Raw genomic sequence first — 20,276 nt, forward strand, 5'->3', positions numbered from 1 at the left:
TGCCTCACCGGAGGTGGTGCTGGGGGGAAGCGAGGATCGCCCGCGCGACGGCGGTGATGGCCCCGTTGAACGTGGCGTCGACCTTGGCAGTCGCCGGCACACCGGCCACACCGAGGATCAGGTTCTTCTCCCGCGCGCTCAGCTTCTGACCCACCAGCCGCTGGGAGAGCGCGTCCACGTACGCCCCGGCGGTGGCCGGCGGCGCGGCGATGAGCTTCTCCGGCGCCGTGTACGTGAAGGCGGTGCGGTAGCCGGCGATGACCTCGCCCGCCTCGTTCCAGCCGTTGACCATGGTGCCGGCCGACGTCCAGGCGACGTAGACATCCGGGTAGCCGTCCGGGGTGGGCTGACCCATCGGATAGTGGCCCAGCTCGCGCAGCTTGTCGTGGATCTGCCGCAGGCCCCGCGCGTACGGGGTGCGCTTGTTGTCGCCGTTGTTGTGCTTCGGCGACGCGTCCGGCGAGACACCCAGGGTGCGGTACGTGGCGACCAGGTACTCCATCGGCCGGCGCACCTTCTGGCCCACACCGGCCCAGAACTCGGAGGAGCTGAACAGCGCCATCAACACGGGCTTGATCAGGCCGTTGTTGGTGGTGTACGTCTTGGCCAGCCGGTCCACCAGAGACTTCGGCGGGGTGTCCGAGACGAACCGGGTCGCCAGGCTCTGCGCCACGTACTTCGCCGTCGACGGGTGCAGCGCGATGTAGGCGATGTACGCGTCGATCGCCGCGTCGGCCTTCTTCGCGTCGGCGGAGTCGTTGGCGTGGGTGAAGCCGAGGATCTTCACCTTGCCGACGTAGTGCTGCTCGGGCTTGAAGACGTACTTGCCGTCCCTGTCGATCCCGCGGCCGGTCTGCAGCATCGCCGCCTGCCGGACGTCCTGCTCCCCGTAACCACCGTCGACGCCGACCGAGTAGAGCTCGAGGTTCTCCCGGGCGAGGTTCTCGTTGATCGCGTCCTTGCGGGAGTCCTTCTGGTTCAGGTAGATCAGCAGCGCGGGGTGCTTGTTCGCGGCGACAAGCATCTCCGGGTAGCTGCTCAGCGCGTACTTGCGTACGACGTCCTGGTCGAACGAGTTGCGGTAGGGCTCGCCGCCGTCGAAGTCGGCGGCGACGTGCAGGAAGTCGTTCCAGAAGTCGACCATCACCTCGAACAGCTGGCGCTTGGACCAGATCTGCCGGGCGATCGTGGCGTCGACCATCTCGCGCTCCGGCTGGGCGCCCTGGTCGTTGAGCTGGTCCCGCTGGGCGCGCAACTGCTGGGGGTCGAGCTTCAGGGTGGGCAACTCGGCGAGCTTGATCTCGGCCTTGCTCGGCTCGATCTTGTCCGGCTCCAACTGGGCGCGGATCCAGGCGTCGATGCCCTGGCTCTTGATGTCGGCGATCACCGCGGGCGTCGGCCCGAAGGTGGCGCGCCGGGCCAGGTGCAGGATCGGGTCCTTGTCCAGCACCGTCTTGACTGTCACCTTCGTCGCCGAAGCGGCGGCGGCGGGACCGGACAGGGTCCGTCCGGTGGTGGGCGCGTTCTTCTTCAGCGCCTCGCCGGCCCGGGAGCCCATGTAGCTCTCGTTCTGCTCGGTGTACGTACGCACCGTGCTGGGCTGCTGGCCGCTGGGCCGCGCCGCGGTGCCGTCGGTCACCGTGCTGCCGGTCGCGTCGCCGGCAGCCGCCGACTCGTCGGCGAAGAGGCCACGGATCTGCGGGGTCATGGCGAGCGCCGCACCACCGGCGACGACGGCGGCGGTGCCACCGAGGGCGACCATTGCCTTGCGCCGGCCGACCTTGCCACCCGAGGTGTCGTCATCGTCCAGGGCGGGCAGTCCGGCACCGGCCGGTCGTGCCGGCGCCGGCCGACCGAGACCCTCCGGGCCGACCCACTGTGGGCCGCGCGGGCCGGGGGCGGGCTGTCCGGCGTGGGCGTAACCGTCGCCGTACTGCCCGCGGGGGTCGGCCTGCGCGGGGTAGCCGCCCTGGTAGGGGTGGGGCGAGTCGTACCCGTAGGGCGCGGACGCGCTGGGGTCGCCGTAGCCGTCCGCGGTGTGGTGCTGGCGTCCGTCCCAACCGCGGTCGTCCCGCGGTCGACGTGGTGGCACATTCTGGTCGGCCATGTACCAATCCCGATTTCTGATGAGCGCCGGAAGCTGCGACCGGGCAGGTGCGGCAGGTACGGCGACTGTTGCCTGAGGGGGTTGCTACGGCAAGGTAACCAAGCGCTCAGGTGCCTTCAAGGTGGGCCGAACACCCTTGCGAGGGCACTTAAGACAGCGCTCAGTGCGATACCGCGGGCCGGCGGCGGGCGGCGGGCGCGCGCGGACCTTCCCAGCAGGGCGTACGCGCGGCAGCCGGGTACAGACCGGACCGCGCGGCCACACGCGGCACGTTCCACTCCGTTCACCACCACAGACAAACTTAAGGTTTGGGTAAGCCGGACATGAGGTGACCTCGCGTGCCGGAAAAGTAGCAGCAGCGGGTGAGCGTGAGCCGCCGCAGCAGCGGGTATGCCGCCGAACCGCTGAACGCGTGAGGGGAAGGCAGCGCCATGCTCAGCAAAGAGGATCAGCGCAGGTTCGACCAGATCACCCGTCAGCTCCGGGAGAGTGACCCGGCCTTCTTCGCCCGGTTGGACCACCGGGCTCGGGCCCGCAGGGGCCGTTACCTGATGTTGTTGACGATCGTGCTGTGGGCGTCGCTGCCGGCGATAGCCGTGTTCGCCGGTCGGTTGACCGGCGCGATCTGCGCGGTGGTGCTGGTGGCCAACGCCGCGATCATGTGGCGGTTCCGCCGCCGGTGGACGTGACGGCTCACCGGTCGGCCGGGCCGAACGCCCGGTACGCGCGGCGCAACCGCTCGAGCAGTCCCGGCCCACCGATGGCCGGCGCTGGCGCGCCGAGCTGGCGCAGCAGGAGGTCGGGGCCGGTCGCCAGTCGCGGTGGCCGGTCGGGCAGCGGCACCGGCGGCATCCAGAACCGGTCCGCGGTTTCGGCGAGCGGGGTCGCCGGCAGCCCGGCCAACGCACGGGCCGCACCGACGGGCGCCGGTACGTCCACCATCGACTCCGGACCGTCCGGTTCGGAGGGTGGACCGGTCGGCGCGGGGGGCAGGACGGCTCCGGTGGCCTCGACCCGCCGGGCACGCAGTTCGTCGAGCAACTCGGCACGGGACCGTCCGCGCCAGTGCAGCAGCTCGAACGGGTCCGCGTCGAACGCCTCCGCCAGCAGGTAGAACGTCGCCGCGAGATGCTTGCACGGCACCGCGAAGTCGGGGCAGTTGCACCGCTGGGTCAGCTCGTCCACGCCGGCCGGGAAGAGCGGCGCGCCAGCGGCGACGAACAGCTCCTCCAACTCGTCGGGGAGGTCCCCGGCGAGCAGCCGGGCGCTGAAGAACGCCTGACCGGCCAGCTCCGCCTCGACGCGGGACCAGAGCGCGGCCGGGAACGGCTTCAGCCCGATGGACACCTGGTACGGCTGCGGCCGGGAGCCCTGCACCACCGCGCTGACCCGTCCGGGCGCGATGTCGAGGCTGAGCACCTGACCGGCCCGCGCGTACGACCGGCCACGGGTCAGCCGGGTGCCGAGCGCGAACGACTCCAGCACCTCCAGGAAACGCCGCGACCACCAGGAGCGGCCGATCGCACCCCGGGCGCTGCGCGCCCGCAGGCCCCCGTCGACCCGCCGGGGGCGCCCGTAGTCGGCGAAGTCGCTCACGCCGGCGCTCCGCTGCGCTGCGCGCCGACGTGAGGCACAACGCTGCTGTGCCTGATGGTTCGCTCGCTCCGCTCGCTCACGCCGGCGCTCCGCTCGCTCACTCCACCACCGCCCCGGCCTCCAGGGCGAACAGGTCCCGCAACTGGCCGGTGGACAGCTCGGTGATCCACTGCTCGCCGGTGCCGACCACCCGCTCGGCGAGGTTGCGCTTGTCCGCGATCATCGCGGCCACCTTCTCCTCCACGGTGCCGGCGCAGACGAACTTGCGGACCTGCACCCGTCGACGCTGCCCGATCCGGAACGCCCGGTCGGTGGCCTGGTCCTCGACCGCCGGGTTCCACCACCGGTCCACGTGCACCACGTGGTTGGCGGCGGTCAGGGTGAGCCCGGTGCCGCCGGCCTTGAGGGAGAGGACGAACAGCGGCGGGCCGTCCGCGGACTGGAAGCGCTGCACCATGGCGTCCCGTTCGGCCTTGCCGAGGCCGCCGTGCAGGAACAGCACCTCCCGGCCAAACCGTGCCGACAGGTGCCCGCGCAGCATCGCGCCGAACTCGGCGTACTGGGTGAACAGCAGCGCCCGCTCCCCCGCCGCCAACACCTCCTCCATGATCTCGGTCAGCCGGGCCAGCTTGCCGGAGCGGCCCTCCAGCGGCGAGCCGTCGCGCAGCAGTTGGGCCGGGTGGTTGCAGACCTGCTTGAGCCGGGTCATGGTGGCCAGCACCAGGCCGCGTCGCTCGATGCCGTCGCTCGTCTCGATCCGGGCCAGCATGTCGTCGACCACCACCCGGTACAGGGCGGCCTGCTCGGCGGTCAGGTTGCAGACCACCTCCATCTCGAGCTTCTCCGGCAGATCCGAGATGATCGACGAGTCGGTCTTGAGTCGGCGCAACACGAACGGCCCGGTGATCCGGCGCAGCCGCTCGGCGGCCTCGGCGTCGCCGTGCCGTTCGATCGGCTCGGCGAACCGCTTGCGGAACGTCGCCGCCGGCCCGAGCAGCCCCGGGTTGGCGAACTGCATGATCGACCACAGGTCGGCGAGGCGGTTCTCCACAGGCGTACCGGTCACCGCCACCCGTTGCCGGGCGGGCAACGCGCGGACCGCCTCGGCCTGCCGGGTCGACGCGTTCTTGATCGCCTGCGCCTCGTCCACCACCACCCGGTGCCAGTCGATGCCGGCCAGGTCGACGGCATCGCGGGCCGCCACCGAGTAGGTGGTCAGGACCAGGTCCGCGCCGTGCGCGGCCGCGGTGAACTCCGCCCCCCGCGCCCGTTCCGCCCCATGGTGTACGTGCACCCGCAGCCCCGGGGTGAACCGTGCCGCCTCCCGCTGCCAGTTGCCGACCAGCGACATCGGACAGACCAGCAGCGTCGGCCCGGCCTCCGGCGGATCCCCGGCGAGCAGTGCGAGCAACTGCACGGTTTTGCCCAGCCCCATGTCGTCGGCGAGCACTCCACCCAGGCCGAGCGAGCGCAGGAACGCCAGCCAGGCCAGGCCGCGCTGTTGGTACGGCCGCAGCGTCCCCTGGAAACCCGGCGGCGGGTCCAGCGGGGTGAGCCGGCGCTCGACCGCCCCGGCGAGCAGGTCGCCAAGCGCCCCGTCGGCGCTCACCTCCAGCACCGGCAGCGCCCCGGTGGCCTCGCCGTCGGCCAGCCCGAGGCGGAGCAGGTCGGCGACGCTCAGCTCGCCCGTCGAGCGGAGCAGACGCAGACCGGCGGCGAGCCGCCCCGGGTCCAACTCGACCCACCGGCCGCGCAGCCGCACCAGCGGGGTCTTCATCTCGGCCAGCGCGGCCAACTCCTCGGCGGACAGCGGATGCTCACCGAGGGCGATCTCCCAGCGGTAGTCGACCAGGGCGTCCAGACCGACACCCGCCTCGGTGCCACCGACCGTGCCGGGCGCGGTACGGCTGCGCGCGCGCAGCCGGGCGCCGAGCCGCGCCGACGGGCGCTGCCACCAGGACGGCAACAGCACCCCGAACCCGGCCGCGTGCAGCACCGGGGCGCCCTCGCTGAGGAACCGGTGCGCCCCCTCGACGTCGAGGTCCATCGCCTCGGGGGCGGCGGTCCGCAGCGCGGCGTCCAGGTCCGGCCAGAGCCGGCTGGCCCGGCCCAGCTCCGCGAGCAGTGTCTCCTGCGGGCTGGTCGTCCGGCCGGCCAGGCCGCCGAGGGTCTGCGGCGCCCGCCAGACCTCCCCGGCGTCGACGTGCAGGCCGGGTTCGTCTGCCGCCTGCAACCCGAACTCCAGCCGCCAACGCCCGCCACCGACCGACTCGACCGGCACGATGTCGGCCGGTGCCGGTCGGGTGGCCAGGATCGGCTCGGTGACCTCGTCCGGAGCGGGCTCCACCAGCCGGAAACTGGCCCGCACCGGGCCGCCGGCGGCGTCCCGCTGCCAGGCGTCCAACTCGTCGCGCAGCGTGGTCAACGCCGTGGGATCGACCGTGAAGTCCCGCTGCGGGCCGGCGAGCGCCGCCAACCAGGCCGGCGCCGGGCCACCCGGCCGCAGTCCCCGGGCCAGGGTGGTGGTCGCCAGAGCGGCGCGCGCGGCGGCGTCGGTGAGCGCGTCGAGCGCATCCGCGACCACCTCGGCCGCGGTCAGCTCACTCCCGCCCGAACCGCTGGCCACGGCCCCGGCACCGGCGGGGTTGGACAGGGCGGGGTCCAGGGCGGCTCGGGCGGCTGGCGGCAGGGCCAACGCCAGCGACCGTGCCCAGGCGGCGTCGGTGCCGGTCAACAGCGGTCGCCAGATCGCACGCGCCGACACCTGCGCGGCACCGCCCGACGAAGCCCCGACGGCAGTGCCACTGACCGCCGCCGCGCTCGCCGGCGTGGTGCTCCCCGCCGGGGCGGCGCTCGCCGGCGTCCCGTTCGCCGCGGCTCCGCTCGCCGACGGGACAGCCGCCGCGGTCACGCTCGCCGACGGGACAGCCGGCGCGGTCACGCTCGCCGACGGGACAGCCGGCGCGGTCACGCTCGCCGACGGGACAGCCGGCGCGGTCACGCTCGCCGGCGTGGTGCTCCCCGCCGTCGCGGCGACGCCGGGAAGCAACCGGCCCCGGGTGACCAGGTCAGCGGCGAAGTCGGCCAGTTCGGCGAGGTGGCGCAGGGTGCCTCCGGGCACCGCCGGCAGTTCGTCCAGGGCGCATAGCAGCGGCAGCGCGTCGTCCGGGGCGTACACGAGGACGGGGACCCGCCACCCGGCCAGGGTGAGCCGGCTGCGGGCCGGGGGTGCGACGGCGGTCCGGATCAGCTCGGGTGAGTCGGTCGGCGCGCCAGCCCGGGTGGGCAGGGTGAGCAGCGCGGTGCCCGGGCGGGTCGGCTCGGCGGCGTCGCCGAGGACGGCGGCCAGGTCGGCGTGCCCGGCGGCGAAGGGGTGCGGGCGTTCCCGGGGTGGTCGGCCGGATCGGGTCGGCGCCTGTGGCGCGGCGCTGTCCTCGGCCCAGACGGCGAGGCCGCCGGTCGAGCCGTCGCCGGGCAGCCACAGCCCGTGGATGACCAGCACCTGCTCCCCCTCGTCGCCGCCCGCGCCCAGGATAGGCGGCCCCGGCGCGGCCCCGGCGCACCCGTCGCGCGATCTTGCACTTTCTGTCGACGATGTGTGCTGTATGCCCCTTATGCCGCGACAGGAAGTGCAAGATCGCGGGGCGGCGGGGTTCAGATCGCGCCGGACTCGCCGTCGGTCAGCTCGCGCAGGATGTCGGCGTGTCCGACGTGGCGGGCCGTCTCCTCGATCAGGTGCACCAGGATCCAGCGCAGCGACACCTCACCGAGCTGCGGGTGCGGCACCACGTGGTCGAGGTCGAAGCGGGCGGCGATCGCCCGCGACCGTGCGCAGGCCCGCTCGTACGCCTCGGTGAGCCCGGCGACGGTGTCCTGGTCGTCGAGGGTGAAGCTCGCCACCGCGTCCTCCTCCGAGGTGAGGTAGACGTCGCCCGGCTCGGGGGCCAGCAGGGTCGGGAACCAGTTCCGCTCGACAAGGGTCAGGTGCTTGACCAACCCGGCGAGAGTGGTCGCCGAGGGCACCAGCCGTCGGCCCGCGTCGGCATCGGAGAGACCGCGCAGTTTGCGCAGCAACACACCCCGGTGGAAGTCGAGAAACGAGTCCAGTACGGCGCGCTCGTCGCCGGTACGCGCGAGCACCGGGCCGAGCGTCGGATCGATCGTCTGCTCCATCCGCCGACCCTAGTCACGGGTCGGGTCGCCCCGCTGCCCCGCTATCCCCTGCGGGCGGGCGGCACGACGGGCAGGATGGGCGCATGGCTTCATCCGTGCGAATCCTTCTCGTCGGCGGCGCGGCGGACGGGCAGACCATCACCGTCGAACTGGACAGCAACGGCCGCCCGCCGCTGACCCACCACCACCTCGGCTCGGGTGGGCTGGCCCAGGCACAGATCTACGAGCTGGAGACCGCTCACGACGAGGCCGACGAGTGGCGCTACCGGTGGACCGGCCCCGCGGTGTGAACGCCCACTCAGACCCGGGTGAGAGCGTGGCTGCGCAGGCCCTCCAACACGCCGCGGGTGACCTCCGAGGTGCCCCGCGCCTGCTCGCACACCTCCGCCACCCGTCGCGCGGTGGCCTCGGCGCGTTGCTCCCGCTCGTCCCACAGCCGGTCGACCTCGGCCAGCAGCGGCCCCTCGACCTCCCGCTCCACGCCGCGTAGCGCCGGCACACCGAGCCGCTGGGCCAGGTCGAAGACCTTGCCGGCGTACGGCAGGGGCAGAAACGGTGTGCCGACCATCGCCGCGAAGATCAGGAAGTGCAGTCGCATGCCGACGGCCAGGTCGAAGTGGCGCATCAGCCCGAGCACCTGCTGCGGCGTGTAGGTGCCGTGCAGGATCCGACCGTGATCGGCGGCGACCATGTGGGAGAGCACCCCGTGGGCGTGCCGGATGTCGTCGCGTTCCATCGGCACGAACAGCACGTACGCGTCGATCCGGTGCACCAGGAAGTCGCCGATCTGGGCGAGCAGCCGGTGGTAGCCGTCCACGTCGAGCCGCTCGGCGGCCCGCCCCGGCTCCCGCACGCTGATCCCGACCAGCCGCTTACCGACCGGCACGCCCTCCTCGGCGAGCAGGTGGGCCGGGAAGTCCTCGGGTTGCAGGAGGAACGCCGGGTCGGCGGTGACCGTGATCGGATTGAGCAGACCCGCCTCCTCCAGCACCATCCGGGACTCCTGGTCACGGACGGTCACCTGGGTCGCGCCGGAGAGCGTCTCCCGGACCATGCCGGTGTCCACCCCGTCGCTGAGCGGCCCGACCCCCACGGCGTACGTGATCAGGGGCAGGCCGCGCTCCTGGGCGACCCGGACCACCCGCAGGTAGCGGCGGGCCTCCCGGTCGTAGAGGATGCCGCCGCCGCCCAGGATGAGCAGGTCGAGCTGGGCCAGCACCAGGGCGGAGTCGGTGCGGCTGACGCCCTCCCAGGGCACCGCCTCGACATCCGGGTGGGCGGCCCGCGTGTGCTCGGGGTTACGGGAGAACACGATGATCCGGGCGTTTGGTTCCTGCGTACGCAGATCGGTGAGCAGGCCGGTGAGGATCGCCTCGTCGCCGAGGTTTCGCCCACCGTACGAGCCCAGCACACCGATCGTCAGTCCGGCACCGTGCGTCATCCGTCGCTCCTCCCCAGGTGCGGTCCGCGCCGTTTCCCCGCTGGGCAGGTGAACAGTCCTGCCGGGGAGACCGTCCTGGGCCGGCGACGTCCGGTTCAGCCCGCCGGGGCGATCCGCTTCGCCATCTGCTGCGAGGTCACCTCGAAGCCCAGACTCCGGTAGAGCCCGATCGCGACGGCGTTCGTACCGAAGACGTTCAGGCCCAGCTCGGGCACCTTGAGCTGGGCGAGTTCGACCTCGATGAGGTGGATCATCCGACGTGCGTAGCCCCGCCCCCGGTGCGCGGGGTGCACCTCGATGTTCTGGATCCAGGCGTGCCTCGGGGCGTCCGGCGTCGGCAGGGTCACCCAGATCCAACCGATCTCGGCGTCGTCGACCCGGCCCAGCCGCAGCAGCGTCCGCTCGGTCGTCGCGCCCGCCGGCAGCGACCCCTGGATCTGGCTGACCGACCGCTCGAAGGCCGCCTCCGGGGTCAACCCCCGGTGCGCGACCAGGTCCTCGGCGTACTCCTCCTCCAGGGGCACCAGCAGCCGGGTCAGGTCCTGTTCCGTCATCGGTGTCAGCGTCAACTCCACCGAATCCTCCCCTCCGTCGTCGACGGTGCCGAGTGCAGCAGATCCGACCCGGTTACGCCACCGGGTTCACCGGTGGGCGAGCGCGCGGATATCGGACCTGAGGGTGGGAACGAGGGGTCCGATTGCCGCCAGACCGGAAGGTCGGCACGGCCACATGATCGTTGGCATGACGACACTCAACGACAAGGTCGCCCTGGTGACCGGTGGCTCCCGCGGCATCGGGGCCGGCATCGCCCTGCGCCTGGCGCAGGACGGGGCCGACGTGGCGCTCACCTACCGACAGGACGCGGAGCGGGCCGCGACAGTGGTGCGGCAGATCGAGGCGCTGGGCCGGCGGGCGCTGGCCGTCCAGGCCGACGGCGCCGACCCGGGCGCCATGCGGGGCGCGGTCGACCGGGCCGCCGCCGACCTGGGTCGGCTGGACATCCTGGTGAACAACGCGGCGGTCTTCCTGGTCGGTGCCGTGGACGAACTGGGCACGGCCGAGGTGGAGCAGACGATCGCGGTGAACATCCGGGCCCCGTACGTCGCCGTGCAGGCCGCGCTGCAGCACCTGGGCGAGGGCGGACGGATCATCAGCATCGGCAGCAACGTCGGTGAACGGGCCGTCTTTCCCGGGTTGACGCTCTACTCGATGAGCAAGACCGCGCTGGTCGGGTTGACCCGGGGCCTGGCCCGGGAGCTGGGCCCCCGGGACATCACCGTCAACCTGGTGAACCCCGGCCCGACAGACACGGACGCCAACCCGGCGGACGGCCCGAACGCGGCGGCCATCAGCGGCTTCACCGCCGTCGGACGCTACGCTCGCCCCGCCGACATCGCCGCCACCGTCGCGCACCTGGCCAGCCCCGAGGCCGGATACGTGACCGGTGCGGTGATCAATGTGGACGGCGGCTTCACGAGCTGAGGATCCCGGGCGGCGTCCTCCACACACTCGGGCGCCGCCCGACCTCAACCATTCGTCGGATGGGAGGCGTTCTCCTGGGCGAGGGGGTGGGCATGGTCGAGTCGTTCCACGAGTTCGTGGTGCACCGTTCGCCGGCTCTGTCGCGGACCGCGTACCTGCTCACGGGTGACCACCAGCTCGCCGAGGACCTGGTGCAGACCGCCCTGGCCCGGACCTACCGGCACTGGCGGCGCGTTCGCGACGGCAACCCCGAGGCGTACGTGCGGCGGGTCATGTACCACCAGCAGGTCTCCTGGTGGCGGCGTCGGCGGCTCGCCGAGCGGTTGGAGGCGGAACCCGCCGAGCAGGCCGCCGTGGACCACAGCGAGGCGACGACGCTGCGAGTGACGCTGAACGCGGCGTTGGGCCAGCTCAGCCCACGCCAACGGGCGGTGATCGTGCTGCGCTACTACGAGGATCTGACCGAGGCCCAGGTCGCCGAGGTGCTGGGCTGCTCGATCGGCACCGTGAAGCGACACGGCCACGACGGCCTGCGGCGGCTGCGGGCGATCGCTCCCGAGCTGGTCGACGCCGCGGCGGAGAGGAGCACCCGATGACCGCCCGACTCCGCGACGCCCTCCGGTCCACCGCCGAGGACGTGCCGGCCTACCAGGTGTACGAGCGGGCCCTCGCCACCGCCCGCCGCGACCGTCGGCGTCGGCTGGCCGCCGCCACCGGGGCGCTGCTCGTGCTCGTGGTGGCCGGTGTGGCGCTGCCGTTGACGCGTACCCAGGCGCCCGAGCCGGCCGCCACCGCGGACGCCGCGCTGCCCGACCGGATCGCCCTGCCCCCGATCGGCACGCTGCACGTCACCGACCGCCCCCGGCTCGGTCCCGCCTCGGTCATCTTCGACGGCCCGGCACCGCGTCTGCACGGGTGGAACGACGTGAACACCGTCGGTGTGGTCGACGCGGACTCCGACAGCTACCGGATCATGCGGATGGGCGGGGAGTCGTTGGCGGGCGAGTCGGTCCACCTCTCCCCGGACGGCCGACACCTGGCCCGTCCGCATGGAGACCAGGACGATCCGGGCGTCGACGTCGTCGACCTGGTCACCGGCCGGACCCGGCGGCTGACGTCGCCGGTCGACCGCAGTGTGTGGAGCTCACCTGTCGGCTGGTCCGCCGACGGCCTGTCGCTCGTGGTCCGCGACGACGTGCCGGTCGCGTTCGAGGGGGCCACCTACACCACGGTGCTGAGCGCGGTGACGGTTGCCGACCGGCGATGGACCCGGCTGGCCGCCACCGCCGAGGAGGCGCACGTCGGCGCGGTCGTCGCCGCCGCGCCGGGCCGGCTCGCCTACCAGTACGGCCGCACGGTAGCGGTGACCGACCTGGACGGCCGGGAGCAGTCCTCGTTCGCCCTGCCCGCCGAGACCTGGCTGGCCGGCAAGGGCGCGTGGCGTCCCGACGGCGCCGCGCTGACCCTGGCCACCCGCCGTCCCGAGACCGACGAGTGGACCCTGCGCCAGGTCGATCCCACCACCGGCCGGGACGTCGGGCCACTGCGCCTGCCCGCGGTGTCCGGGGTCGTCGCCATCCGGCTGCTCGGCTGGGCGCCGGACGGGTCGGCGCTCGTGGCGGCCTACGAGCCGGACCCCCTCGCCCCCGACCCACCGCTGGAGGAGCAGACGAACCCGCCGGCCACGAGCGACCAACAGGTACGCACCGTGCGGGTGCTGGCCCTGACACCCGACGCCACCGCGCCACGAACCGTCCTGACCGCACCGGACCAGGTGGTCGCCGTCGACGTCGCCGACCAGGTGATCCGCGGCGGACGCATCCGGGAGGCGCGACCACCCGGCGGGGTGGGTGGCCGGTTCTGGCTCTGGTCCGGACTCCTCACGGCGCTTGTCACCGTGGGCGTGCTGTACGCGGGCCGCCAACGGATCGCGCTGTGGCGCGACGATCGGCGGGTCAGACGGGCGCGTCGATCTGGCGGGTGAGGCGCGTCGGGGCGGCTTGACCGGACCGCCTACGGTGCCGACCATGTCCCTTCGCGCGGCGCGCCTGCTGGTCTGGCCCTTCGCCGTGGCCGCGTTCGCCCTACGGGTCTGCGCCGAGCTGTGGTTCAAGCCGCTGACCTGGCAGATCGATCCGAAGGGCGTCGCCTTCCTGACGTGGGTGGTCGTCCTGTCCGGCACGCTCCTGGTGCCGTGGGTCGGCTACCGCCTGTTGACCAGGAGCTACCGGCGGCCCGCGACCTGGCAGGCGGACGCGGAGCGGAACCGCTTCGTCGCGCCGGCGAGCCCGAAGTGGATGGGCCCCTGGGCGATGGTCCTTGGCTGGGTCGCGGCGGCCTTCGTGCAGACCGAACGGATTGCCGGCGAGGATCGCGCACAACTCGTCCAGATACCGGGGGTGCTGGCGCTGGCCATCGCTGTCCCGGCCGTCGTCCTGGGCGGCATCGCGCTCACCCTGCTGCTGAACCGGCCACGCCTCACCCTGAACCCCGATGGCATCACGGCACAGGGCCTTGTCAGTCGGACCTTCCTACCGTGGGATCGCCTGGTTCCCGGCGGACCGCCTCCCCCGCCCCGGAAGGCCGCGACCATCCCCCTGCTGCGGGTGCACCCGGTGCAGGGCAAGCCGCCCTACCCGTATCCGCTGGCGGCCGGACGGCTGCACGTGGACCCGGGGTTCCTCGCGAACACGATTCGGCAGTACGTGGAGCACCCCGAGCACCGCACGGCCATCGGCACCCCAGGCGAGCTGGATCGGCTGCACGCCGCACTGACGTGACATCGTCCGCACCCTCAGCGGGGCGGATCCTCGCCGGTGAGGCCGTCCACCGACTCCCGGATCAGGTCGGCGTGACCGACGTGCCGGGCGTACTCCTCGATGAGGTCGACGAGGACCCGGCGCAGGCTCGGCACGCGGCCGTCCGGCCACTCGCCGCGAGCCAACTGCTCCGGCCCGGCGTCGGTCAGCAGGTCGGCGACTGTGGCGCGGGAACGGGCCACCGCCTCCCGCCAGAGTGTGTAGAGCTGCTCCGGGGTGTCCTCGGCGGCGGAGTGCCATTCCCAGCCGGGGTTCGCGGCCCAGTCGACAGTCTCCCAGGGTGGTCCGGGTGAGCGCCCGGCCAGCTTCAGCGAAAAGTAGAGATCCTCGACGAAGGCCAGGTGCTTGAGCAGCCCACCCAGGGTGATCGACGACGGGCCGAGCGTCGCCCGCAGACCGTCGGCGTCGAGCCCACCTGTCTTCCAGGCGAGAGTCGCGCGCTGGCGGTCCAGGGAACCCAACAGGGTGGCGGTCTCGTCGCCCGCGATCGGCGGCTCGGGGTGACCGTGCTCGTCCGCGTTGGTCATGGTGGTCGAGGCTAACGAGCCGAGCGAGGCCGGTCCATCCCACGTCGATACGAATAGAGTTCCGCCTGTGCAGCCACTGTCGGTCCTGCTGGACGAGACTCCGGTCGGACGTCAGGGCAGTTCGTAACCGGCTTCCTCGACTGCGGCCCGCACCTCGGCGATGTCGAGAGGTCGGACGCTCTGTCACCGTGGCGGTGTCGGATTCGACGTCCACCGACACGGCGGTGACACCGGGAATCCGTTCGATCCGCTCGGTGACGAAGCCCGCACAGTGCCCGCAGGCCATGCCGATCACGCGATAGCTGCTGACGGTCATGCCGGCAACTGCCCCGGGTCGCCGGCCGGGACGGGCACGGGGCGGGTGAGCATGTGCGCCCGGCGCATCCGCCCGTCGGCAGCGAACTGCCCGAAGAAGTAGACGTCCACACTGCCCTCCCGCTTGGATGTCTGGAAGTGCAGGGTGTAGCGGGCGGCGATCCGGTCCCCGTCCGCGATCGCCTCGTGCACCTCCCACCGGGCGCCGGTCTGATGCTTGCGGGCCGGGCGGGTGTGCGCGATGAGCTTGGCGCGGTCCATCAGGTGCCCGTCGGCGACCTGCACAATGTCGGGCGTGTGATAGCGGTCCACGACCGTCGCCGGGTCCTCGTCGCCGCGAACCAGCTCGCTCATGAAAGAGGTGAAGAAGTTCGCGATGAACTCCTTCGGGCTGATGCCATCGAGACCGCCCATGTCACCACCGTCAGCTCGTGAACCGGCGAACCTTTACGGCTTGTAAAATATCGATCTCCGAAAACTTTGGCAAGGTGTAAAAGATGAGTGGTTCACCGGACCACAGGCGACGCGCCGACGCCCGGCGCAACAGCAGTGCCATCCTCGACGCGGCGATCCGAGTGCTCGACGCGCAGCCGGACGCCAGCCTCGACGCCATCGCCGGGGCAGCCGGCGTCACGCGGCAGACCGTCTACGCCCACTTCCCTTCCCGCGAGCACCTGATGGCGGCCGTCGTCCGGCGGATCACCGACGAGGCCGTCGCCGCGATGGACGCCGCCGAGCCGGACAACGGATCCGCCACGGACGCGCTGTTCCGCGTCCTCGAAGCCGGCGCACAGACCGCCGGACGCTATCCGGTCCTGATCCAGCAGATCGCGTCACTGCCGGCAAGTCCGCAGGTCGACGAGGAACGCCACGCGCCGGTCGCCGATCGGATCAACCGAGTGATCCGGCGCGGACAGGCGAGCGGCGAGTTCGACAATGGACTCCCGGCCGGGTGGCTCACCGCGATCACCATCAAGATCGGCCACACCGTGGGCGAGGAGGTCGACGCCGGCCGGATGCCCCGGGCCGAGGCCGCCGACGCGCTGCGTACCGTCCTGACCAAGCTGTTGCGACCCAGCGGATGACCATGGGTAGGCGCTAATGTGACGCGCAACGGCCGACCCGGGGAGGCACGGTGACGCAGCACCAGCGGGGCCGGTGCCCCGTCTGCAAACGCCTGGTAGCCCTCACCGCTGAGGGAGAAGTCGCGCGGCACAACGGCACCATCCGCGCCTACGCCCCGCCCGAGGAGTGCCCCGGGGGTGGACAGCAAGCGGAATCCACCTGATGCGCGACACCCCCGCACGCTGATAGCGGGGGAAGACGATGTTCGCATCGATCAGTAGAGCCACCTGTCGAGCACTCCGGGCCAGAAGTGGGTTGCATGGTCGCCGTCCCCGAACGCGGGCGGGTCAAGGTCCCTGATGCGCTCCAACAGGTCGGCGATCTCCGCGAGCGCCTGCTCCTCGGCCTGTCCGTCTTCGTCCCAGCGGTCGATGACGGTCGAACTGGTCAGCCAGCTACCGACCAGGTGCAGCGAACACAGCCAGTGGATGATCGTCGAGTTGACGAACCCGGCGCTGCCGTCCGGCGACCATATTCGCACCTCGCCGGTCCCCGGCGCGGCACGGTACACCCAGCGCGGGTCGTCGGAGTACGCCATCCGGTACGTCGTCGGCTCCGCGTCGAACGACACCGCGCCGACGAGGTCATCGATCAGCGGTACACCACAGGAGATCAGCGCGGCCTTCTGCGGCTCGGGAAGCCGCCACATCGCCACGTCCCGCTCTGTAGCACGCACCACCCGCCCGGTACCAGCCCAGGCCGTGACCGCTTCGAAGGCGGGAGGCAACGGATGATCACTAACGGGCACACCGACGAGGGTAGCTTCCAAGCGCCCCATGCCAACCCTGACGCGATGCGACAGGCGCTCGGGAAGCTCTCGTAGACCTCGTTGCTGTCACCGCCCCGAGGAACGATTCTCTCGGGGCGGTTACCGCTTGTGGTGACGGGTGGGCGCGGCAGGTTTCGAACCTGCGACCCCTCGCTTGTAAGGCGAGTGCTCTCCCACTGAGCTACGCGCCCGGATCGCCCGTGCGGCGGGCCGGTGGCTGGCAAGCTTACCTTGCTCGCCGCCGGGCCCGGCGCACGGCGTACTCCGGTCAGCCGGTGACGTCGGCGATGGCCTTGCGCCAGCCCTGCTGGTCGCGGGCCTCGCCCGGCCCGTTCATCTCGGCGAAGCGGACCACGCCGGCCTTGTCGATGACGAAGGTGCCCCGGTTGGCGATGCCGGCGACGTCGTTGAAGACCCCGTACGCCTGGGCGACGCCACCGTGCGGCCAGAAGTCGGCGAGCATGGGGAACTGGTAGCCCTCCCGGTCGGCCCAGATCTTGTGGCTGTAGACCGAGTCGACGCTGACCGTCAACACCTGGACGTCGTCGTTCACGTACGCGTCGAGGTTGTCCCGCACCTCGCACAGCTCACCCTGGCAGGTGCCGGTGAAGGCGAGCGGGTAGAAGACCAGCAGGACGGAGCGCCTGCCCCGGAAGTCCGAGAGTCGGACCTCCTGGTTGTTCTGGTCCTTCAGGACGAAGTCCGGTGCCTCGGCACCAACCTCGATGGGCATGCGTGATCTCCTCGGGGGTCGAGTCGGGGAAACGGCGCCAGCCTGCCACCCGACGGTGCGGACCGCCGGGCCGGCGAAGCGGCGCGGGCTACTTCTTGGCCTTGGCCCCTCGGCGCAGCACCAGACGTGCGCCGCTCCAGTCCCGGCCGGCGTTGACGGTCGAGGTCTGCTGAAGGCCGGCGGTGGGCGCGGACTCCGCGACCTCGCTCGGCTCGACGTGCCCGTCACGCCCCGCCTTCGGGGTGAGGAGCCACACGACCCCGTTGTCGGCCAGCGGGCCGAGGGCATCGACGAGAAGTTCGAAAAGGTCACCGTCGCCGTCGCGGTACCAAACCAGCACCGCGTCGACCACCTCGTCGGTGTCCTCGTCGACCAGCTCTCCACAGCGGTCGGTCAGGGCGTCCCGGAGATCCTGGTCGACGTCGTCGTCGTACCCCATCTCCATGACGACCATCCCCGGTTCGATCCCGAACCGGTCCGCCAGGCTGCGTACCCCGTCGGCGGCCTGACCAGCGGTCGCGCTCACTGTCGCGTGCCTCCTCATCTCGTCCCTGCTCGCGGCGTCGTCGCGACGCCGTCAGGCAAAGTCCACACACTTGTGCGTCCGCGCGCAAGTGGCGCACCGGGTGGAACGGAATTTACCGTGCCAGCAGCGTACGGGCACCGTCGGTAATGGCTTCCGCGGAGACCAGAACATGACGTGCTGCCGGACCTAATGGTACAAACGAGTCAACTCCCGCCACGCGCCGCGCGGCTCCGACGTATCCGGCGTCGACCAGGGCGGCGATGACCCCCTCACCCACCCCGCCGGAGCGGCGCGTCTCGTCCACCACGAGCACCCGGCCGGTCGCCGAGGACTCCCGGATGATGTCGGCCACCGGCAGCGGCGCCAGCCAGCGCAGGTCCACCACCCGGGTGCCCACCCCCTCCTCGGCGAGGACCGCCGCGGCCCGCAGCGACATCCGTACCCCGTTACCGAAGGTGATGATGGTCAGGTCGTCGGCCGAGCCGACCCCGTAGACCCGGGCCCGGCCGATCGGCACGTGCCCGGAAACCCACGCGCCCGGCTCCGGGTAGCCGGCCAGCCACTCCCCGTCACCATCGGCGTACAGATCGCGGGTGTGGTAGAGCGCGATCGGCTCCACGAACACGCAGACGCTGCCGTCCACCGCCGCGCTGGCCAGGCAGGTCCGCAGCATGGGCGCCGCGTCGTCCGGCCGTGCCGGCACCGCGACCACCAGACCAGGCACATCCCGGAGTACGGCCACCGAGTTGTCGTTGTGGAAGTGCCCGCCGAACCCCTCCTGGTACGCCAGCCCCGCGACCCGGACCACCATCGGGTTGCGGAACGCCCCCCGCGAGAAGAACTGCATGGTGGCCGCCTCGCCGCGCAGTTGGTCCTCCGCGTTGTGCAGGTACGCCAGGTACTGGATCTCCGGCACCGGCAGCATCCCGGCCAACCCGGCGCCGAGGCCCAGCCCGAGAACCGACGTCTCGTCGAGCAACGTGTCGAAGACCCGGGCCGCCCCGAAACGGTCCCGCAGGCCCTTCGTCACCCCGTACACGCCGCCCTTGGCGGCCACGTCCTCGCCGAAGATCGCCATCTGCGGGTGGTCGAGCATCCCGTCCGCGAGCGCCGCGTTGATGCTCTGCGCCAGGGTCATCGGTCCGGCCAGCTCCGGCGGCTTACCCCCGAACGCCTCCGCCCGAGCGCCGGCGCCCGGCCCACCGGCCCGCGCCGCGGCGTCGGCCACGGCCCGCGCCACCCGCACCGGACGGCGGGGCGCCAGCGCCGACACCACGTCGGCCGCGGAGGCAAGCTTCGGCTCGCCCAGCACCTCCTCCGCCAGCCGGCGGACCTGCCAGCCGGTCTCGTCGTACCGGGCCAGCAGCTCCTCGCCGCTGGCCACGCCGGCGTCGACGAGCAGCCGCGCGGTGGCGGCCACCGGGTCCCGGTCCAGGTCCTCGGCCAGCTCGGCCGCGCCACGGTACGCCGACTCCGCGTCCGCCCCGGCGTGTCCCATCAGCCGTACCGTGCGCAGGTGCAGCACCGCCGGGCGCCGGTTACGGCGCACCCAGGCCGCGGCCTCCGCCGCCACCGCGTACGTCCGCACCGGGTCGGCCCCGTCCGCGCTGAAGTAGCGGATGCCCGGCCTGGACCCCAGGGTCGCCTCGACCCAGCCCTCCGGTGAGCGGACGCTGATGCCCAGCCCGTTGTCCTCGCACACGAAGAGCACCGGAATGCGCAGCCCGGCGTGGTCGTACCAGCCGGCCGTGTTGAACGCGGCGGTGGCGCTGGCGTGGTTGACCGAGGCGTCGCCGAAGGAGCACACCACGATCGCGTCCGGGGGCCACGGGGCGGCCGCGGCGGCCGCGCCACTGCCGACCCGAACCCCGACCCCGGTACGCCGCCCGACGCTGTCCAGCCGGCGCAGCCGCTCCACGGCAAGTCCCATCCCGACCGCGCGGGGCAGGTGCGAGGCGATGGTGGAGGTGGTCGGCACGATGGCCAGATCGGCCCGGCCGAACACCTTGTGCCGGCCGCCCGCGATCGGTTCCTGGCTGGAGGCGACCATCCCGCGCAACACGTCCCGGGCCGCGTCCGCGTACGGCGCGAACCCGCCGGTGGGCGGCTCGGACCCGGCGGGCTGGAGGTCGGTCGGCTCGGAGTCGGTCAGCTGCTCGGGATCGATCGGCCGGCCCGGGTCGGTCAAGCGCTCGGTCAACCGCTCGGTCGGTCGGTCGCTCTGCCGCTCGGCCGGCCGCTCGGGGTCGGGCGGCACGGACCCGGGCGGCACGGATCCGGGCGGCTGCGGGTCGGCGGTCGATGCGGGGTCGGCGGCGGCCTGCGCGGCGCGGACGCAGTAGAAGGCGCCGGAGCGGTAGTGCAGCAGCGCCGGATCGGTGGGGCGCAGCGCGGCGGCGACCGCGGCGTTGCCCTCGTGCCCGGCCGAGCCGATCGTGTAGAAGCCCTCCCCGAAGCCGCGCAGCCAACGGCCGGCCAGGTCGAGCTGCCGGCTGGTCACCTGCGCGTCGAACAGGTCCAGCACCTGCGCGCCGGTCAGTGGGGCATCGTCGCTGACCGGGTCGGCGGGGTCACGCCGCCGCCCCGCGGCGGGCAGCGCGGCCAGCGTCTCCCGGAACCGGTCGTCGAGATCTTGCGGGGTCGTCACGTGGGACAGCATTACC

The 20,276-nt window shown here is 72.4% G+C and carries 18 protein-coding genes, 1 tRNA gene and 3 pseudogenes; 7 read left to right on the forward strand and 15 right to left on the reverse strand.

Annotated elements, in window-relative coordinates; genetic code table 11:
* Positions 1 to 4 precede the first annotated feature (4 nt).
* A complete protein-coding gene (locus ACGFH8_RS05900) occupies positions 5 to 2,107 on the reverse strand; it encodes a DUF1800 domain-containing protein (protein WP_393363942.1) in 2,103 nt (700 codons plus the stop codon).
* A gap of 431 nt (positions 2,108 to 2,538) precedes the next feature.
* Between ACGFH8_RS05900 and ACGFH8_RS05905 the strand changes: the two genes are divergently transcribed.
* Positions 2,539 to 2,796, forward strand: coding sequence for a DUF3040 domain-containing protein (locus ACGFH8_RS05905; protein WP_355028062.1), 258 nt, complete (start codon positions 2,539 to 2,541; stop codon positions 2,794 to 2,796).
* A gap of 4 nt (positions 2,797 to 2,800) precedes the next feature.
* On the opposite strand, the gene ACGFH8_RS05910 is transcribed toward ACGFH8_RS05905, so the two are convergent.
* From ACGFH8_RS05910 to ACGFH8_RS05920, 3 genes are all read right to left on the reverse strand, one after another.
* Positions 2,801 to 3,703, reverse strand: a complete 903-nt coding sequence (locus ACGFH8_RS05910; protein ID WP_393363945.1) for an SWIM zinc finger family protein — start codon at positions 3,701 to 3,703, stop codon at positions 2,801 to 2,803.
* A 97-nt stretch (positions 3,704 to 3,800) separates the two neighbouring features.
* On the reverse strand, positions 3,801 to 7,205 hold the full coding sequence (locus ACGFH8_RS05915) for an SNF2-related protein (RefSeq protein ID WP_393363948.1): 3,405 nt from the start codon (positions 7,203 to 7,205) through the stop codon (positions 3,801 to 3,803).
* A 152-nt stretch (positions 7,206 to 7,357) separates the two neighbouring features.
* Positions 7,358 to 7,876: a DinB family protein gene (locus tag ACGFH8_RS05920; RefSeq protein WP_393363951.1), complete on the reverse strand. Its 519-nt coding sequence runs from the start codon at positions 7,874 to 7,876 to the stop codon at positions 7,358 to 7,360.
* An 83-nt stretch (positions 7,877 to 7,959) separates the two neighbouring features.
* On the opposite strand from ACGFH8_RS05920, the gene ACGFH8_RS05925 reads away from it, so the two are divergent.
* Positions 7,960 to 8,166, forward strand: a complete 207-nt coding sequence (locus ACGFH8_RS05925; RefSeq protein WP_393363954.1) for a hypothetical protein — start codon at positions 7,960 to 7,962, stop codon at positions 8,164 to 8,166.
* An 8-nt stretch (positions 8,167 to 8,174) separates the two neighbouring features.
* On the opposite strand, the gene ACGFH8_RS05930 is transcribed toward ACGFH8_RS05925, so the two are convergent.
* Together ACGFH8_RS05930 and ACGFH8_RS05935 are read right to left on the reverse strand one after the other, a co-directional pair.
* The gene (locus tag ACGFH8_RS05930; RefSeq protein ID WP_393363957.1) at positions 8,175 to 9,317 is read right to left on the reverse strand and encodes a polysaccharide pyruvyl transferase family protein; all 1,143 of its coding nucleotides are present in this window, start codon (positions 9,315 to 9,317) and stop codon (positions 8,175 to 8,177) included.
* Positions 9,318 to 9,412: 95 nt separating this feature from the next.
* Positions 9,413 to 9,871, reverse strand: coding sequence for a GNAT family N-acetyltransferase (locus ACGFH8_RS05935; RefSeq protein ID WP_393363960.1), 459 nt, complete (start codon positions 9,869 to 9,871; stop codon positions 9,413 to 9,415).
* Between the two features lie 187 nt (positions 9,872 to 10,058).
* Between ACGFH8_RS05935 and ACGFH8_RS05940 the strand changes: the two genes are divergently transcribed.
* From ACGFH8_RS05940 to ACGFH8_RS05955, 4 genes are read left to right on the forward strand one after another with little or no spacing between them, the layout of a single operon-like run.
* Positions 10,059 to 10,799, forward strand: coding sequence for an SDR family NAD(P)-dependent oxidoreductase (locus ACGFH8_RS05940; protein WP_393363963.1), 741 nt, complete (start codon positions 10,059 to 10,061; stop codon positions 10,797 to 10,799).
* 59 nt (positions 10,800 to 10,858) lie between these two features.
* Positions 10,859 to 11,395 (forward strand): SigE family RNA polymerase sigma factor, encoded by a 537-nt coding sequence (locus ACGFH8_RS05945; RefSeq protein WP_393363966.1) that lies wholly within the window; start codon positions 10,859 to 10,861, stop codon positions 11,393 to 11,395.
* Positions 11,392 to 12,783, forward strand: a complete 1,392-nt coding sequence (locus ACGFH8_RS05950; protein ID WP_393363969.1) for a hypothetical protein — start codon at positions 11,392 to 11,394, stop codon at positions 12,781 to 12,783. Before ACGFH8_RS05945 ends, ACGFH8_RS05950 begins: the two co-directional genes overlap by 4 nt.
* Before the next feature lie 43 nt (positions 12,784 to 12,826).
* Positions 12,827 to 13,579 carry a hypothetical protein gene (locus tag ACGFH8_RS05955; protein ID WP_393363972.1) on the forward strand — a complete coding sequence of 251 codons (753 nt, stop codon included), beginning with the start codon at positions 12,827 to 12,829 and terminating at the stop codon, positions 13,577 to 13,579.
* A 14-nt stretch (positions 13,580 to 13,593) separates the two neighbouring features.
* On the opposite strand, the gene ACGFH8_RS05960 is transcribed toward ACGFH8_RS05955, so the two are convergent.
* From ACGFH8_RS05960 to ACGFH8_RS05970, 3 genes and pseudogenes are all read right to left on the reverse strand, one after another.
* Entirely contained in the window at positions 13,594 to 14,145 is a 552-nt protein-coding gene (locus tag ACGFH8_RS05960) for a DinB family protein (protein WP_393363975.1), read from the reverse strand.
* A gap of 238 nt (positions 14,146 to 14,383) precedes the next feature.
* Positions 14,384 to 14,461: pseudogene (locus tag ACGFH8_RS05965) on the reverse strand (hypothetical protein); the annotation flags it as partial.
* On the reverse strand, positions 14,458 to 14,874 hold the full coding sequence (locus tag ACGFH8_RS05970) for a nuclear transport factor 2 family protein (RefSeq protein WP_393363977.1): 417 nt from the start codon (positions 14,872 to 14,874) through the stop codon (positions 14,458 to 14,460). The gene ACGFH8_RS05970 and the pseudogene ACGFH8_RS05965, both read right to left, overlap by 4 nt.
* An 83-nt stretch (positions 14,875 to 14,957) precedes the next feature.
* Here ACGFH8_RS05970 and ACGFH8_RS05975 point away from each other — a divergent pair, with 83 nt between their 5' ends.
* On the forward strand, positions 14,958 to 15,545 hold the full coding sequence (locus tag ACGFH8_RS05975) for a TetR/AcrR family transcriptional regulator (RefSeq protein ID WP_393363980.1): 588 nt from the start codon (positions 14,958 to 14,960) through the stop codon (positions 15,543 to 15,545).
* 254 nt (positions 15,546 to 15,799) lie between these two features.
* Here the strand turns inward: ACGFH8_RS05975 and ACGFH8_RS05980 are convergent, their stop codons facing one another.
* From ACGFH8_RS05980 to ACGFH8_RS06005, 6 genes and pseudogenes are all read right to left on the reverse strand, one after another.
* A complete protein-coding gene (locus tag ACGFH8_RS05980) occupies positions 15,800 to 16,363 on the reverse strand; it encodes an SUKH-4 family immunity protein (RefSeq protein ID WP_393363983.1) in 564 nt (187 codons plus the stop codon).
* A 110-nt stretch (positions 16,364 to 16,473) separates the two neighbouring features.
* A tRNA-Val gene (locus tag ACGFH8_RS05985) sits at positions 16,474 to 16,545 on the reverse strand.
* Positions 16,546 to 16,622: 77 nt separating this feature from the next.
* The gene (locus ACGFH8_RS05990) at positions 16,623 to 17,087 is read right to left on the reverse strand and encodes a peroxiredoxin (RefSeq protein ID WP_393363986.1); all 465 of its coding nucleotides are present in this window, start codon (positions 17,085 to 17,087) and stop codon (positions 16,623 to 16,625) included.
* 88 nt (positions 17,088 to 17,175) lie between these two features.
* Complete coding sequence (locus ACGFH8_RS05995) at positions 17,176 to 17,613, reverse strand: DUF3052 domain-containing protein (protein ID WP_110565654.1); 438 nt, start codon at positions 17,611 to 17,613, stop codon at positions 17,176 to 17,178.
* 112 nt (positions 17,614 to 17,725) lie between these two features.
* Positions 17,726 to 19,696, reverse strand: a pseudogene (locus ACGFH8_RS06000) (thiamine pyrophosphate-dependent enzyme); the annotation flags it as partial.
* A gap of 189 nt (positions 19,697 to 19,885) precedes the next feature.
* Positions 19,886 to 20,272, reverse strand: a pseudogene (locus tag ACGFH8_RS06005) (transketolase); the annotation flags it as partial.
* Positions 20,273 to 20,276 lie beyond the last annotated feature (4 nt).

Source organism: Micromonospora sp. NPDC049175 (assembly GCF_043197345.1).
Lineage (GTDB): Bacteria > Actinomycetota > Actinomycetes > Mycobacteriales > Micromonosporaceae > Micromonospora.

Excerpts from the sequence above, each read along its gene's own strand:
- ACGFH8_RS05900 (WP_393363942.1), bottom strand. The coding sequence starts at position 2,107 with ATGGCCGACCAGAATGTGCCACCACGTCGACCGCGGGACGACCGCGGT.
- ACGFH8_RS05905 (WP_355028062.1), top strand. The coding sequence starts at position 2,539 with ATGCTCAGCAAAGAGGATCAGCGCAGGTTCGACCAGATCACCCGTCAG.
- ACGFH8_RS05920 (WP_393363951.1), bottom strand. The coding sequence starts at position 7,876 with ATGGAGCAGACGATCGATCCGACGCTCGGCCCGGTGCTCGCGCGTACC.
- ACGFH8_RS05925 (WP_393363954.1), top strand. The coding sequence starts at position 7,960 with ATGGCTTCATCCGTGCGAATCCTTCTCGTCGGCGGCGCGGCGGACGGG.
- ACGFH8_RS05930 (WP_393363957.1), bottom strand. The coding sequence starts at position 9,317 with ATGACGCACGGTGCCGGACTGACGATCGGTGTGCTGGGCTCGTACGGT.
- ACGFH8_RS05935 (WP_393363960.1), bottom strand. The coding sequence starts at position 9,871 with ATGACGGAACAGGACCTGACCCGGCTGCTGGTGCCCCTGGAGGAGGAG.
- ACGFH8_RS05940 (WP_393363963.1), top strand. The coding sequence starts at position 10,059 with ATGACGACACTCAACGACAAGGTCGCCCTGGTGACCGGTGGCTCCCGC.
- ACGFH8_RS05945 (WP_393363966.1), top strand. The coding sequence starts at position 10,859 with ATGGGAGGCGTTCTCCTGGGCGAGGGGGTGGGCATGGTCGAGTCGTTC.
- ACGFH8_RS05950 (WP_393363969.1), top strand. The coding sequence starts at position 11,392 with ATGACCGCCCGACTCCGCGACGCCCTCCGGTCCACCGCCGAGGACGTG.
- ACGFH8_RS05955 (WP_393363972.1), top strand. The coding sequence starts at position 12,827 with ATGTCCCTTCGCGCGGCGCGCCTGCTGGTCTGGCCCTTCGCCGTGGCC.
- ACGFH8_RS05960 (WP_393363975.1), bottom strand. The coding sequence starts at position 14,145 with ATGACCAACGCGGACGAGCACGGTCACCCCGAGCCGCCGATCGCGGGC.
- ACGFH8_RS05970 (WP_393363977.1), bottom strand. The coding sequence starts at position 14,874 with ATGGGCGGTCTCGATGGCATCAGCCCGAAGGAGTTCATCGCGAACTTC.
- ACGFH8_RS05975 (WP_393363980.1), top strand. The coding sequence starts at position 14,958 with ATGAGTGGTTCACCGGACCACAGGCGACGCGCCGACGCCCGGCGCAAC.
- ACGFH8_RS05980 (WP_393363983.1), bottom strand. The coding sequence starts at position 16,363 with ATGGGGCGCTTGGAAGCTACCCTCGTCGGTGTGCCCGTTAGTGATCAT.
- ACGFH8_RS05990 (WP_393363986.1), bottom strand. The coding sequence starts at position 17,087 with ATGCCCATCGAGGTTGGTGCCGAGGCACCGGACTTCGTCCTGAAGGAC.